The sequence below is a fragment of the Spirosoma sp. KUDC1026 genome (genome assembly GCF_013375035.1).
Taxonomy (GTDB): Bacteria; Bacteroidota; Bacteroidia; order Cytophagales; family Spirosomataceae; genus Spirosoma.
In genome coordinates, this window is sequence record NZ_CP056032.1 from 129,903 (window position 1) to 143,839 (window position 13,937).

At 54.7% G+C, this 13,937-nt stretch carries 10 protein-coding genes; 2 read left to right on the plus strand and 8 right to left on the minus strand.

What is annotated here, in order from left to right; genetic code table 11:
• Window positions 1-34 precede the first annotated feature (34 nt).
• On the plus strand, window positions 35-463 hold the full coding sequence (locus HU175_RS00530; RefSeq protein ID WP_176564729.1) for an RrF2 family transcriptional regulator: 429 nt from the start codon (window positions 35-37) through the stop codon (window positions 461-463).
• 13 nt (window positions 464-476) lie between these two features.
• On the opposite strand, the gene HU175_RS00535 is transcribed toward HU175_RS00530, so the two are convergent.
• The 3 genes from HU175_RS00535 to HU175_RS00545 all read right to left on the minus strand — a co-directional run bounded on the left by HU175_RS00535 (window position 477) and on the right by HU175_RS00545 (window position 3,290).
• Window positions 477-1,898, minus strand: a complete 1,422-nt coding sequence (locus tag HU175_RS00535) for a phytoene desaturase family protein (RefSeq protein WP_176564730.1) — start codon at window positions 1,896-1,898, stop codon at window positions 477-479.
• Between the two features lie 85 nt (window positions 1,899-1,983).
• A complete protein-coding gene (locus tag HU175_RS00540) occupies window positions 1,984-2,862 on the minus strand; it encodes a DUF1684 domain-containing protein (RefSeq protein WP_228724271.1) in 879 nt (292 codons plus the stop codon).
• Between the two features lie 134 nt (window positions 2,863-2,996).
• Window positions 2,997-3,290 (minus strand): hypothetical protein, encoded by a 294-nt coding sequence (locus HU175_RS00545; RefSeq protein ID WP_176564731.1) that lies wholly within the window; start codon window positions 3,288-3,290, stop codon window positions 2,997-2,999.
• A gap of 649 nt (window positions 3,291-3,939) precedes the next feature.
• On the opposite strand from HU175_RS00545, the gene HU175_RS00550 reads away from it, so the two are divergent.
• Window positions 3,940-5,085 (plus strand): acyltransferase family protein, encoded by a 1,146-nt coding sequence (locus HU175_RS00550; RefSeq protein WP_176564732.1) that lies wholly within the window; start codon window positions 3,940-3,942, stop codon window positions 5,083-5,085.
• A 94-nt stretch (window positions 5,086-5,179) separates the two neighbouring features.
• Here the strand turns inward: HU175_RS00550 and HU175_RS00555 are convergent, their stop codons facing one another.
• From HU175_RS00555 to HU175_RS00575, 5 genes are all read right to left on the minus strand, one after another.
• The gene (locus HU175_RS00555) at window positions 5,180-5,986 is read right to left on the minus strand and encodes a DUF1080 domain-containing protein (protein ID WP_176564733.1); all 807 of its coding nucleotides are present in this window, start codon (window positions 5,984-5,986) and stop codon (window positions 5,180-5,182) included.
• A gap of 109 nt (window positions 5,987-6,095) precedes the next feature.
• Window positions 6,096-7,499 carry a glycoside hydrolase family 30 protein gene (locus HU175_RS00560; protein ID WP_176564734.1) on the minus strand — a complete coding sequence of 468 codons (1,404 nt, stop codon included), beginning with the start codon at window positions 7,497-7,499 and terminating at the stop codon, window positions 6,096-6,098.
• A 183-nt stretch (window positions 7,500-7,682) separates the two neighbouring features.
• Window positions 7,683-9,149: a RagB/SusD family nutrient uptake outer membrane protein gene (locus HU175_RS00565; protein ID WP_176564735.1), complete on the minus strand. Its 1,467-nt coding sequence runs from the start codon at window positions 9,147-9,149 to the stop codon at window positions 7,683-7,685.
• 12 nt (window positions 9,150-9,161) lie between these two features.
• Window positions 9,162-12,563, minus strand: coding sequence for a TonB-dependent receptor (locus HU175_RS00570; protein ID WP_176564736.1), 3,402 nt, complete (start codon window positions 12,561-12,563; stop codon window positions 9,162-9,164).
• Window positions 12,564-12,812: 249 nt separating this feature from the next.
• Entirely contained in the window at window positions 12,813-13,916 is a 1,104-nt protein-coding gene (locus tag HU175_RS00575) for a FecR family protein (RefSeq protein ID WP_176564737.1), read from the minus strand.
• Between the last annotated feature and the right edge of the window lie 21 nt (window positions 13,917-13,937).

The window sequence follows — 13,937 nt, forward strand, 5'->3', positions numbered from 1 at the left end:
CTCGTACACTACGTAGTTTAGCAAACTCATCCCCATGATTTCAAAGAAAGCAAAGTACGCCATGAAGGCCCTGAAAACTCTGACGGAAGAATACGGCAGAGGTCCGGTGTTGATTGCTCAGATTTCAGCCCAGGAAAACATTCCCCGCAAGTTTCTGGAGATTATCCTGCTTGAGCTTCGCAATCACGGTATCCTGCAAAGTCAGAAGGGAAAAGGCGGTGGTTATATGCTACGTGTCGATCCCGAGCGGGTCACCCTGGCGCAGATTCTGCGGGTTATCGATGGTCCTATTGCCCCAACGCCCTGCGTATCGCTCAATTTCTACGTAAAATGCGACGATTGTGAGGATGAAGTTACCTGCGCCATCCGGCCAATTATGGAACGGGTGCGCGACGCCAATCTGGCGGTTTACGAAAAAACTACGCTCAAAGCCTTCGTCCAGCACGAACTGGTGCTGAACTGAACTCAGCGCATCTTCAAAACAAATCCGCTATAGCTCGTCTGGCGGCATGGAAACCACACATGCCGTGTACGCCACCACCCGGCGGTGTCGACGATGAACAGACATATATTCCCTTCGCCGACGTACTGTAGGGAGCTAACGTAATAACCGGCCGGGTGTAGAGCTGCGTTATATCAATGATACCGCCGTTGATGTCTCCTCCGATATAGTTAGGATTATACGCTTCAACCTGCTGGGTATTCATGGTGTGCCGGGCCAGAATCAACTCCCGGAAGCCAGGCGCGAATCGCTCAATCTGTCGTTCAATGACCTCCGTCCGATCGTCGGTCGAGCCGTTCGGTACGTGACAATACGCCCAGGCCGTGTGCTTGCCGGCGGGGGCGCGGCTATCGTCGAACAGGCTTTGCTGAGCCAGCAGGACGAACGGTTTATCAGGATGTTTCCCCTCGGACGTCTGCTGTTCAGCAGCCGTGATTTCGTCCAGCGTACCGCCGATATGTACCGTACCCGCCTGCCGGCATTCGGGAGCGGTAAACGGAATGGGGCCGTCCAGCGCCCAGTCGATCTTGAACACGCCCATACCGTAGCGGTACCGTTCCAGTTGCTTTCGATACAGGGGCGAAAACCGGTCTCCCGCCAGTGCCAGCATCTGTCTGGGCGTAACGTCGAGCAGAATAGCCCGCGCCGGTGGCAGTTCACTCAGCGACGTAACGAACCGGTCGGTTTCGATCTCCCCGCCAATCGACCGAAAATACGACGCCAGCGCATCCGCAATTTTGTTGGAGCCGCCCAGGGGCACCGGCCAGTTCTGCAAATGCCCGACCGCCGTCAGCACCAGCGCAATGGCCGAGGTGGTCAGGTTCGTAAGCGGCTGGATGGCGTGAGCCGCCATACCTCCCAGGAGCGCCCGCGCTTCGGGCGTTTTGAACCGTTTGGCCAGCAGGGTAATCGGTTGCAGAGCACTCAGTCCGAAGGCCGCCAGATCGATGGGGTGTTTTGGGAATCGCAACGGCCCCAGCACGTCGGGGGCCAGCCCCGGCCAGTTCTCGACCAGCGGCCCCAGCAGATTCGTATACGCTTCTGCATCGGCCCCCAGCGTCCGGGCTGTATCAGCGACCGACCCTCGTAGAGCTGCGGCCTTACCCCCGTCCAGCGGGTGCGCGGCTGCTATGGGTGGATTTACAAACGTCAGGCCGTGTTCGGCAAGCGGCAGGGTTCTGAAAAAGGGCGAGCCAGCCGCCAGGGGATGAATAGCGGAGCAGATATCGTGCACGAAACCGGGCAGAGTCAACTCTGCCGATCGCAAGCCTCCACCAATCGTTGGCTTGCCTTCAATCACCAGCACCGACAGACCTTTTTGCTGCAGCGTAATGGCAGCAGCCAGACCATTCGGCCCTGACCCGACGACGACCGCATCGTATGTTGATTGGCTCAAAATCTGCACGTTGTTTTTTTTATTAACTGCCAACCGCGGATTTCGTTTACGTCAGCGAATCGATTGCCGGCAGGCTGATGGGCCCCTAATGATCGCCTTTGTACTGCTCCCCCGCCCGAATAGCTACCGTCAGCCGGTTTTCTTTCGGGGGCGTTGGGCAGGTAGCATAGGGTGTAAATGCACAGGGTGGATTGTAAGCTTTGTTGAAATCCAGGTCTACGTACCCATCGGCATTAGGGCCGTCGAGGTCCAGGAAGCGGCCGCCCCCGTAAGTCTCGTGCCGGGTCGTTTCATCGGCAAAGACCACAAACAAATGTTCTTTGTCGCCCGTAGGAATCAGGATCTGCTCTTTACCGTCCACCGTAAACACCAGTCTGCCGGGTGATTCTTCCTGCGACACCCGTCCGGTAACGTCGATAATGGCGATTTTTTCACCGGTTGTCGGGATAAATTTCGCTTTAACGCGCCAGTTTTCCTGGACCGGGAACGTTGGTATACCCGCGAATGATTTCACCTCGGGGCTTTCCAGATCGCGCAGCCGAACCGCGTATTTGTCGCCCCGTTTGATCACGAACCAACGTAGCGACTGGTGTTCCAGCACCACTGGTTTCGTAGCGGGAAAAACCGCCTGCTTCGTAACGGACTGCCCCGCCACCGACACCCCAGCATCGGGAGCTGCTTCGAAGGTGACCGTTCCATTTTTCAGCACCAGCTTTCCGAGGGATGCTTTGCTATGGTTGGCAGGGAAAACGATACTATTTTTGTCGCTGCTGCCCAGCGTATTTATGCCTTCTTTGAGCCAGAACAGCCCGGCCAGATTCAGCCAGCCATCTTCGCTTTTCAGGCTTTCGATTCGTTTCTTCTGCCACGCCCGGATCGTTTCTTCGTAGGGCGTATCGATCGCGAAGGCCAGCAGCGGTAGCAGGGCTAATAACGTTGCCATGGGTTTGCTCAGTGATTTCATAGCTTTGGTTGATTTGTACAAAGTATACTATTGCCCAAACTTCATGACTATTTGATTAACAGAACGTTACCAAACAGCCACACAGGTGGCGCATACTAGAGTGCCGTTCTATGCATATATGTTTTCGCATACTGCTATACAGGCCTGACTTGTTCAACCTTGACGACACCCTGCACCGAGCGTAGTCGCTCATATAGGGTTGATGTTTGATACTGATTAGCCGATCGAACTGTTATTCGGCCGCCCGCCCGAATGCCATCGCATTCGAAATGAAGGTCCAGAATGGGTTTGCTACCGTCGAGCGTTACCGCCTGAATGATATCGCTCACGAACTGAATCCGGTCAAATCCGGCCACGTGATACGTAATGGGCGCATTATCGGGCAAACGAGTCAAGTCATTGCCCGACGATTGTTTAATTGAGTACATGATGCGTTTGTTGGTTGATGTAATCGACACGCTGATGCAGAAATTATGTTATTTACTTATTCTATTGATTATATAGTCTATTGAAGGTATTCTCGTGTGCTATGGCATTAGTCAGGAACTGGGATTAGGAATAGTCGGTAAGGAGCGAAACGCTCGACGACTGGTATAGACAGCCTCAACAGTCTCCCACGCCCACCCACATTCGCTGCATCAGTCTTTGTTGAGACGATGGACTGAATGCGAGCTGAATATAGAGTTGTTGCTGTCTGTTTTTCATGGGTGTAGCCCTATTGAATCTGTAGCACTCGGCTTCGTTGACGGGCAAAGTTGAATGCCGTTTTTTTTATTTGCAAGGAAAATATAAAAATTTGATTGTCAGACAATTACAGTAATAGTCTATCGATTTTTAGGACTAATTGCCCAAGTCGTTCTTCAGGCCGTTACAACAGGCATTCCAGATAAACGCCAGTTAGCTGGTCAGTACTATGATTAGCCCCCAACCCGCTTGCCTCCGACATTGTATGTCGCCGTCTTGCTCCATGGCTTCCACGTTTAACCGTTGCTGGCTAACTTGCCGGGTCACCGGGCGGTCGATGTAGCAAACACGACGCTCAGGTTGTCTCGATTTTCCAATACGTTCCTGATACCTATGCCAAAAAACAACACCTCGGCGGCTGCCTTTGCGGACACAAAACCGCATTACAATATCCTCGATGGGTTACGCGGAGTAGCGGCAATAACGGTCGTCTGTTTTCACTTGTTTGAAGCTTTCGCTACCAGTCATATAGACCAACGAATCAATCACGGCTACCTGGCCGTTGATTTTTTCTTTATCCTGTCCGGGTTTGTTGTCGGGTATGCCTATGACGACCGCTGGCAAACGATGACCGTACAGGAATTCCTTAAGCGCCGATTTATCCGCCTGCATCCGATGGTTGTCATGGGGGCAGTTATCGGCGCGATTATGTTCTATTTTCAGGGCTGCGCGGCCTGGGACGTATCAAAGGTATCGGTAACGATGCTCCTGGTAGCCACCTTGATAAATGCCTGCCTGATTCCGGCGACGCCCGGTGTTGAAATTCGGGGCGTGGGCGAAATGTACCCGCTGAATGGCCCGAGCTGGTCGTTGTTTTTTGAATACATCGGTAATATCCTCTACGCCTTTTTTATCCGCAAGCTTTCGACCAGTGCACTTTCGGGTCTGGTTGCATTAGCCGGACTAGGCTTGGCCGTATTCGCTATAGGGGGGCCATATGGCGATATATGCGTCGGGTTCTCGCTGACCGAAGAAAACATAATCGGCGGGTCGTTGCGTATGCTGTTCTCGTTTCCGGCCGGTTTGTTGTTATCCCGTGTGTTCAAACCCCTTGCGGTAAACGGGGCGTTCTGGATCGGTAGTCTGGCGATTGTTGTGCTGTCGGCCATACCGCGCCTTGGCGGCAGTGAGCAGCTTTGGATGAACGGAGTCTACGATACGGTCTGTTCTGTAGTTATCTTTCCCCTGCTTGTTTACCTCGGAGCCTCGGGAAAGACAACAGACCAGCTAACCGTTCGGGTATGCAAGTTTTTAGGAGATATTTCGTACCCGCTATACATGGTCCACTACCCCTTTATCTACCTGTATTATGCCTGGGTTAAAAACAAAAACCTCACCTTCGGGCAGTCCTTTCCCGGCGCAGCAGCACTTGTTATCGGTTCTATACTCCTGGCTTATCTCTGCCTGAAATGGTACGATGAACCGGTGCGCAAATTCTTGGCGAAGCGTCTTCTGCGGGTACCGGACAGGGCACGTTAACCGGCTGGTCATACCTCTGTTTTACCCGATGTCTACCAACAAAAATCCCCTGACCGCATGGCCAGGGGATTTTTGTTGGTAGACATGCTATGCCTTACAACGGACGCACCCAGATGTTCCGGAAACCAACGGGGTTACCGTGATCCTGCAGCAGGATTGGACCCGCGCCGTGGGGCTGTACTTTAGGGTAACCAATGTACTCGGTCGTACCACGAATAGCCGCGTGGTTTTGTACCACAATGCCGTTCAGCAGCACCGTAACGTAAGCGTATTCCGTCATCATACCGGCTTTGTTAAATTTAGGTGCCTGATAGATTACGTCGTAGGTCTGCCACTCACCGGGTTTGCGGCTTGGGTTCGCCAGCGGAATGGCCTGCTTGTAGATTGAGCCGACCATACCGTCGACGTACGTTGGGTTATTGTAGTTGTCCAGTACCTGCAGCTCATAGCGCCCCTGCAGGAATACGCCACTGTTACCGCGTCCCTGACTGTTGCCTTCTACTTTTTCCGGGGTTTTGAATTCCAGGTGAAGCTGAAAATCATTGAATTCCTGTTTCGACCGGGCCGAGAAACCTTTGGTCGAATACATCACCCCATCCGTTACCGGCCATTTCAGGGGACCTTCGTTTTTATTTTCCCAGTTTTCGGGCGAGTATCCTCTGATGGCTACCCACTGATCGGTGTTTTTGCCATCAAACAGAATCACAGCATCCGATGGGGGCGTATTCCCCGTAGCGTTGGCTGATGGGTTACCCGGTGTGACAACCGGTGGGACTGGCTCCCAGATTTCGGTCGATTCAGGCGTTTGTTTACTGGGTTGGGTCTGGGCCGTAGCCGACTGAGCCAATAGCAGCGAGAGAGCACCTACGCAGCAGGCCAGTGAAAGCGGGACGTTTTTCATTGAAAACTAAGCGGATTAATAAACGCGTCTAAATAACGATCAAAGATAGGGCAATTGTCGCATTGCGTTCTTTTAGAAAGAAAAAATGGTGCGATTCTACTGCCTTCCGTTACCACACATACGTACCAACCGCTCCGGCAGGCAGCGTCATGGCTACGGTTTGTTTTCCCTGTTGCACCGTAAACGACTGCGCAGCCTCGCTGTTGTTCAGCACCAGCAGCGCAATACGACCGTTGGGGGTTTTGAAGGCCACGTTTGGCAGCGTCTCGCTGGTGTTCGATTCAATCCGCACCGAGCCTGGCCGCACGAATTTTGACGCAACCGCTACGTTGTAATACGCCGGGTTGCGTGTCACGTTATTACCATCAATCGTAATGGCCCCCAGACATCGGTCGCAACCGCCGGGGGTGTGCGGCTTCTGGTTCGGGTCGGCAGCCAGGTTCCATTCCAGCACCGTCCGGCTCCAGTTGCGGGTGGCCCCGATCATCAGCGTTTTTACATGCCAGTTCAGGTCGGTTTTCATATTCCCCGGTGCGCCAATCCACTGCTCGGTAAAGTACACGTTCTTGTCGGGATGCGCGTCGTGAACTTTGCTTAGGGCTTCGATGGGTCCCGCGTAGAGGTGAAAGGCCGAGCCGTCTACGTATTGTTTAGCGGCCGGATCGTCCAGAATAGACGTAGCGTATTCGGGATGGTCGGCGTTGTGGTCATACAGCCAGATTTTGGTTTTGATCTTAGCGGCTTTGAACGCAGGCCCCAGGTTGTCCTTGATGAATTTGGCCTGATCGGCGGCCAGCATCAGCAGGCTGGGGTTATTGCCGGGATGCAGCGGTTCGTTCTGGATCGTAATGGCATCGAGCGGAATCCCTTCCCTGGCCATTCCCTGAATGTATTTCACAAAATACTGCGCGTACGTACCGTAAAAATCCGGCTTCAGGCTCCCTCCTTTCGAGTTGCCGTTGGTTTTCATCCAGGTTGGCGGTGACCAGGGCGAACCCAGGATTTTCAGTTTCGGGTTGATGGCCAGAATCTCTTTCAGCACTGGAATCAGGTGTTCCTGATCGGGCTTCAGACTGAATTTAGCCAGCTCGGGGTCCGTTTCCCCAACTGGCAGATCATCGTACGAAAATACCTCCGCATCCAGATCTGACGCGCCGATGCTGATCCGCAGGTAGCTAACACCAATGCTTTTTCCCGACGTAGCGAACAACTCATTCAGCAATTGCCTGCGAGCTCCGGCTTCCATCTGATGAATGAGCATGGCACTACCGCCCGTCAGGGTGTACCCAAAACCGTCGATGGGCTGGTAGGTTTTCCCCGCGTCAATGGTAATGGTTGGTTGCTGGGCGCTGGCCGTAGTGAACGGCAGTGGTTTCTGCTGCACAAACAGGACGTTATGTCCGGGGTCGGTGAGCCAGTAGTCCACTTGGTTTGCTTTCTGGCCAAAACTCACGCTGGCGGTCAGCAACGTTATAGCACCGATAGCCGCGTATTGGTTGATTGATAGAGTCATGGGAATAAGTAAAGGGGATGTAAGAAGAAAGCCATGAGACACAAGAAGCAATAGGCAAGGGACCAGCTATGCAGCGCATCCTACGTCTTGTGTCTTATGGCTTTTTTCTTACGTCTCTTCTCTGTTAAAACGACTAAAGACAGTTTGTGGCTGTCTTTAGTTATTCGTGCGTACAATTTTCGATTAATACCCTGGATTCTGCTGTAGCAGTGGGTTATTATTGATCTCGTTCTGCGGAATCGGGAACAACAGGTAGTTGGCATCGCGCGTGCCCCGTTGCTGCTGAATGATATCCAGCGCCGTAACGGCATGGCTTACGCCCGTCCCTGTCTGAGCATGCCGGGCGTAGCGGATCAGGTCAAACCAGCGCTCGCCCTCAAACGCCAGTTCCAGCCGCCGTTGCCGATCTACTTCGTTACGGAACGCCTGCTGAGTCGTCAGATCAGCCAATGTCAGCGCCGGCAGGCCCGCCCGTGTCCGGACAGTATTCAGGCGGTTCAGCGCCTGCTGAGTAGGGCCGCTCTGCTCGTTTATGGCTTCGGCGTACATCAGGTACACATCGGCCAGCCGCAGCACGTAGTAGTTATCCGGACTATTGAAGGCGTTGGGGTTACTGGTCCATTTGTAGACGAAATACCCGTTGTCGTTCACGTTCATCGAGGTCGCTTTGACGTAGCTCGCATGATCCCGGCCGGCCGACGTCACCTGCCCGGTAAACTTATACCGCAGGTCGGTCAAGGTATCGGCGTAGCGCTCGATCAGTTCAGTCGTGGGGATGTTGAATTTCGGGTACGAGTAGGTAGCCGGGGGCGATGGCAGCACCAGATCGGGCAGCACAAACCCACCATCGGCATTCCCCGAGTACTGAATCTCGAAGATCGATTCCGGATTGTTGTCCGGTGGATACAACCCTTTGAACGTTGGCGACAGTTGATACAGACTGCTGCTCAGCACTTTGCTGGCAGCCGTGGCAGCATCGGCCCAGCGCTGCTGAGTCAGGAAAACCCGCGCCTGCAGGGCGTTCACGGTAGTTTTGATCGCCCGTGCCCGGTTCTGCGCCTGCCCGCCCAGGTCGGCAGCCGTCAGGCGTTCAGCCTGCTGTAAATCGGCGGTGATCTGCGTATAAATCTGCTCAGGCGTCGAACGGGCCAGCGTGACGATACTGCTTTCTCCCGACTCCGTGGGCTCCAGCCGAAGCGGGACACCCCCGTACAAACGAACCAGGTTGAAATAGTGAAGCCCCCGCAGAAAGTAGGCTTCGCCCACAATCTGGTTCCGGCGGGCGGTGTCCATTGTGATGGCCGGTACGTATTTCAGCACGGCGTTGGCCCGGTTGATGCTGATGTACAGATTCTGGAAGTAGTTGTTCACCTGGCCGGTCTGCGGAGTCCAGATAATCCGCTCCATCGCGTTTACGTCGCCGTTCGTGCTGGTACAGTTATCCGACGGCATTTCACCAATTACGTTGGCATCCTGCCCGTAATACCCCGCCACCTGCATCGCGTCGTAGGCAGCCGTAATGGCCGCTTCGGCATCGTCGGCGTTGGTGAAAAAGTTTTCCGGCGTAATGCTCGGCAGCGGCTGCTTATCCAGAACATCGCAACCCGCCAGCAGCAATAAGGAAGAAAAAAGAATGGCTATTCGTTTCATGGGTCGTATCGATTAGAAAGTAACGTTGATACCGGCGGTGTAGGTCTTGGCCTGTGGATACACACCAAAGTCCCGGCCGAAGCCAACCGAAGAAAACGGATCAGCGCTTACCTCCGGGTCGTAGCCACTGTACTTGGTGAAGGTCAGCAGGTTCTGCGCCGTTACGTACGCCCGTACGCTGCCTACTTTAATCCGTTGCAGGAACGCACTCGGCAGGTTATAGGCCAGCGTCAGGTTTTTTAGCCGCACGTAGGTACCGTCTTCGATGAAGCGGGTTGAGAAGCGGTTATTCTGGTTGGGGTCGTACCGAACAGCGCGGGGTATGTTCGTGTTTGTGTTGGTCGGCGTCCAGCGATTCAGCACGGCCGTGGTCTGGTTGAGCGGGTCCGACATACCTTCGATTACCGTGCGGTTCTGGTTGTAGATGTCGTTGCCGAAGCTACCCTGGAAGAATACGCTCAACTCAAAGCCTTTGTAGGTCAGGTTATTCGTGATGGCCGCGATGAATTTTGGGTTTGGGTTGCCAATGATCGTCCGGTCGTTGGCATCGATCACACCATCACCGTTCAGATCGGCAAAGCGAATGTCGCCAGGTTTGGGTTGGCCAGGCTGGGTAGCCGCTTCGGCAATCTCACCCGTCGACTGGAAGATACCCTGCATGACGTAGCCGTAGAACGCGCCCAGCGGGGCTCCTTTCTGCGTCACGGTATAGTCGCCGATGATTACCCGGTCCACTTCCTCGCCCTGGTCATTCCGCAACGTACCGATGTTTACCACCTTGTTCCGGTTTAGCGTGAAGTTGAAGTTGGTTGACCAGTTGAAGCCATTGCCCTCGCTCTGGATGTTGGTACTGTTGATACCCAGTTCGATACCTTTGTTCTGCACATCGCCCACGTTCTGCGTGATCTGCGGACTTTGCGCCCCGGCATTCAGCGGCAGTGGTACGTTGGTCAGCAGGCCGGTTGTTTGTTTTAAATACGCATCGAGTGTCAGCGTCAGCCGATCTTTGAAGAAGCCCAGATCAACACCCGCGTTGTACTGCACCGTCGTTTCCCAGCTCAGGGCATTGTTTCCAATCCGGTCGGGGGCAATACCACCCACGACGCTGGTGCCATTGAAGTAGTTCCGGCCCGACGAATACGTACTGAACCGGTCGTAGGCTCCGATCTCCTGGTTGCCGTTGGCCCCCACGCTGGCCCGCAGTTTCAGGTCAGACAGGGCCGCATCTTTCGGGAAGAACGACTCACGCGCCATCCGCCAGCCCAGCGACAGAGCCGGGAAATACCCGAACCGGTTACCTGGTGCAAAGCGGCTCGATCCATCAGCCCGCAAACTCAGCGTAGCCAGGTAGCGCTCATCGTAATTGTAAATGGCCCGCGTAAAGTAGCTCATCAGGCCCCACTGGTCCTGGTAGCTGAACGGTGCCGAAAACAACGTACCGGCCGACAGATACGGCACAGCGTTCGACGGGAAGCCCGACACCGACGCGCCCGACGTAAACCGATCCGACTCCTGCACCGACTGACCAGCCAGCAGCGTCAGGTTATGCTTATCGCCCAGTTCGGGGTTGTAAGTCAGCGTGTTTTCCCACAGCCAGATCACCTGCTGGTTCGTACCCGTACGGGCGCTGCCCCGGTTAGCCGGGTTGGCGTTCTGCGTACCCGGATAATCGCGGGTGATAAACTCGTTCTCGATCTGCGACCGGAAATCCAGGCCCAGCGAACTACGGAACGTCAGATTTTTCAGGATATCCAGTTCGCCGTAGACGTTACCGATGGCCTGGTAGATGTTGGCCCGGTTGCGGGTTTCCAGCAGGTTACCCACCGGATTATCGAACTGCTGAAAGGGGTTGATGCTGTATGTACCGCTGGCGTTCCGGATGGGGATGGTTGGGATCTGCGCCAGCGCACCCAGTACGGTGCCGGAGTTACCCGGTCCCAACTCACTACGTACGCTACCGTTGTTACTCGTCTTACTCAGGTTCAGGCTTGTTCCTACCCGGAAGCGATTGCCCATCTGCTGATCCAGGTTCAGTTTGAAGTTATACCGGTCGAACCCTGAGTTCAAGGCAATCCCATCCTGCTTGAAATAGGCACCCGATACGTAGTACTTCGTCCGCTCGGTTCCTCCGCTCAGGCTGATCTGGTAGTTGCGGATAGCGGCTGAGCGGTACACGGCATCCTGCCAGTCCGTATTGGTCGTCAGCGCGTTGATATCCGTGAAAGCAGGGGCATTACCAGCCGCCGTCTGCGCGTCGTTGTAGTACTGGGCAAACTGCTGCGAATTCAGCATCGGGATTTTCTTGCGCAATTGCTGCACACCGTAGTACGCGCTGAAACTTACCTGTGCCTTTCCGGTCTTACCGCGCTTGGTCGTGATCACCACAACCCCATTAGACGCCCGAAGGCCGTAGATAGCCGCGGCCGCACCGTCTTTCAGTACGTCGATACTTTCGATGTCGTTCGGGTTAAGCGTGTTCAGGGGATTGGGCCGCTGGTTTCCAATTGACAGCTCGCGGTCGTAGGTTGGCAGTACAGGCACCCCGTCGATGACGTACAGGGGCGAGTTGGTCAGGCTGATCGAGTTGTTCCCGCGAATCCGGACGTTGATCCCGGCACCGGGCGCGCCCGTTGGCGAGGTTACCTGAACCCCGGCGGCCTGACCTTGCAGAGCCTGGTCAAAACCGGCTACCGGCTGCCGTTCGATGGCTTTACTACTGACCGAGGTTACGGCCGTAGTCAGCTCCTGCCGGCGCTGGGTACCGTAGCCCACGACGACCACTTCGCTCAACGCCTGCACGTCCGATTCCAGGCTGACGTTTATTGTCGTCTGCCCGTTCACGGCGACTTCTTTCGGCAGGAACCCCACCGAACTAACCACCAGGACGACGTTGCCATCGGGTACGCTTAGCGTAAAATTTCCGTTCGCGTCCGTCGACGTACCGCGGGTCGTACCCTTTATTACGACGTTGGCACCGGGCAGCGTTTCGCCGGTGTTGGTCGTTACTTTACCGGTAATGGTCTGGTCAACAGGATTAACAGTCGCAACTGCGGGTTCATCCGTCTCCGGCATCAGCATGGATGTCGAGCGGGCGACCTGCCGTTTCAGAATAATCTGCTGATCTTTTACTTCATAATCGAGTTGCAGCGGTTTCAGCAACTGAGCCAGCACTACCGCCAGCTTCTGATTCGTAGACCGGTACGTTACCCGGCGGCTGGCCTGCACCAGCTGGGGGCTGTACAGAAAATGCACACTGGCTTCCCGTTCGATCTGATCGAGCACTGTGCTGATGGGCTGGTTCTCGCTGGTGACCGTCACCCGGCGGTCCAGCAGGGCCTGACCGTTACTGCTGTGGGCGAAGGAAACGCCCGCCAGTGCAATAGCCAGAACGAGTTGGAAAAGACTAATTTGCATGACTCTAAAGACTTGCTCACGCAATTGTCGATGGTTTTTCATATTTTTTGGAGCTTTTTGTCGGTTCCTGAGAATGGGCAAAAGAAATCCCGCGCTCCTCTTTTTCAGAGGACGATTGTTTGGCGACATCGGCGGGGTAATACCAGGTCGTCGGTGTTGCAGCACCGGCGACTTTTTTTGTCTATGGAAGTAGGTAATTAGTTGTTTTTCTTCATGGGGGCAGCTCGGGTTTTGACGTTGAGAATTGACTTAATTACAGCCCTTACCGGTAATCAGAATCTGACCGTCAATGACTGTGTAGCTGGATTCGGTACCGGCGCAGATCCACTCCAGTTTTTTGAAGAGGGGTTCGTTGCTCAGGGTAGCCGTTAAGGTGCAGTTGGTCAGTAGGGTTTCGTCGAAAACAATGTCGACTCCATAATCTTTTTCCAGCCGGGCAAATACTTCGGTTACGGGCGTATTCCGGAACCGTACTTCCTGATTAGCCACAGGAACGTCGACGGGCTGCGGCTGGGCTACCAGCGATTTGGTTAGTCGCTTATCGGTACGTTCCAAAGTAGCCTGCTGGTTCGGCAGCAGAATCAGCCCCGCCAGTTCGTGGCTGGTAGCGCTGGCCTTCTGCTGGGCCGTCTCCTGCGTAAACACCGATACTTTCCCTGTTTTTACCGAAACTGATACGTGCTTGTCCTGATCGTATGCTTTCACGGCAAAGCTGGTTCCCAGCACCCGGGTCACCAGTTCGTTCGCGTACACCAGAAACGGTTTTGTCGGATCTTTTTCTACCTGAAAGAAAGCCTCCCCCGTCAGATATACGTCACGCTGGTTACCCGCAAACGCACGCGGATAGCTGAGTCGGCTGTTCTTATAGAGCGTAACGACGCTGCCATCGGGCAACGTAACGCTTTCCGGCCGGTCGTTGTCGTTGATCACTTCCTGGAGCGGGGTCGTCGCCCGCGCTACCTGACGTATATAGATAGACGGTTGCGCCCGAAACTGATAATACCCAATCAGGCCAACGCCCAGCAGTACTACAGCGGCTGCTGCATAGTACCAGCGTTGTCGGAGCGAACGAATAAGGGTTGGCTGCGGGCGGGCAGTTGCTTCCTGCTGCCGGAGAGCCACCAGCAGTTGAGCCACTTTATCGTCGATGTGCGCATCCGTCAACGGGAGTTGCTCCCCGCGAATATTGAGTAGCAGTTGCCGGGCCTGCGCCACAGTTGCCTGCTTGCCGGGATGATTGTCCAGCCACGTCTGCCAGAAGTGCACATCGGCCGGTTGGGGATGAAACACCCATTGCCGGAACGCTTCATCTTCCAGAAAATCATTGACCTCAAAAAACTGATACTCTATCATCGAAAAGTGGCACCAACTAGC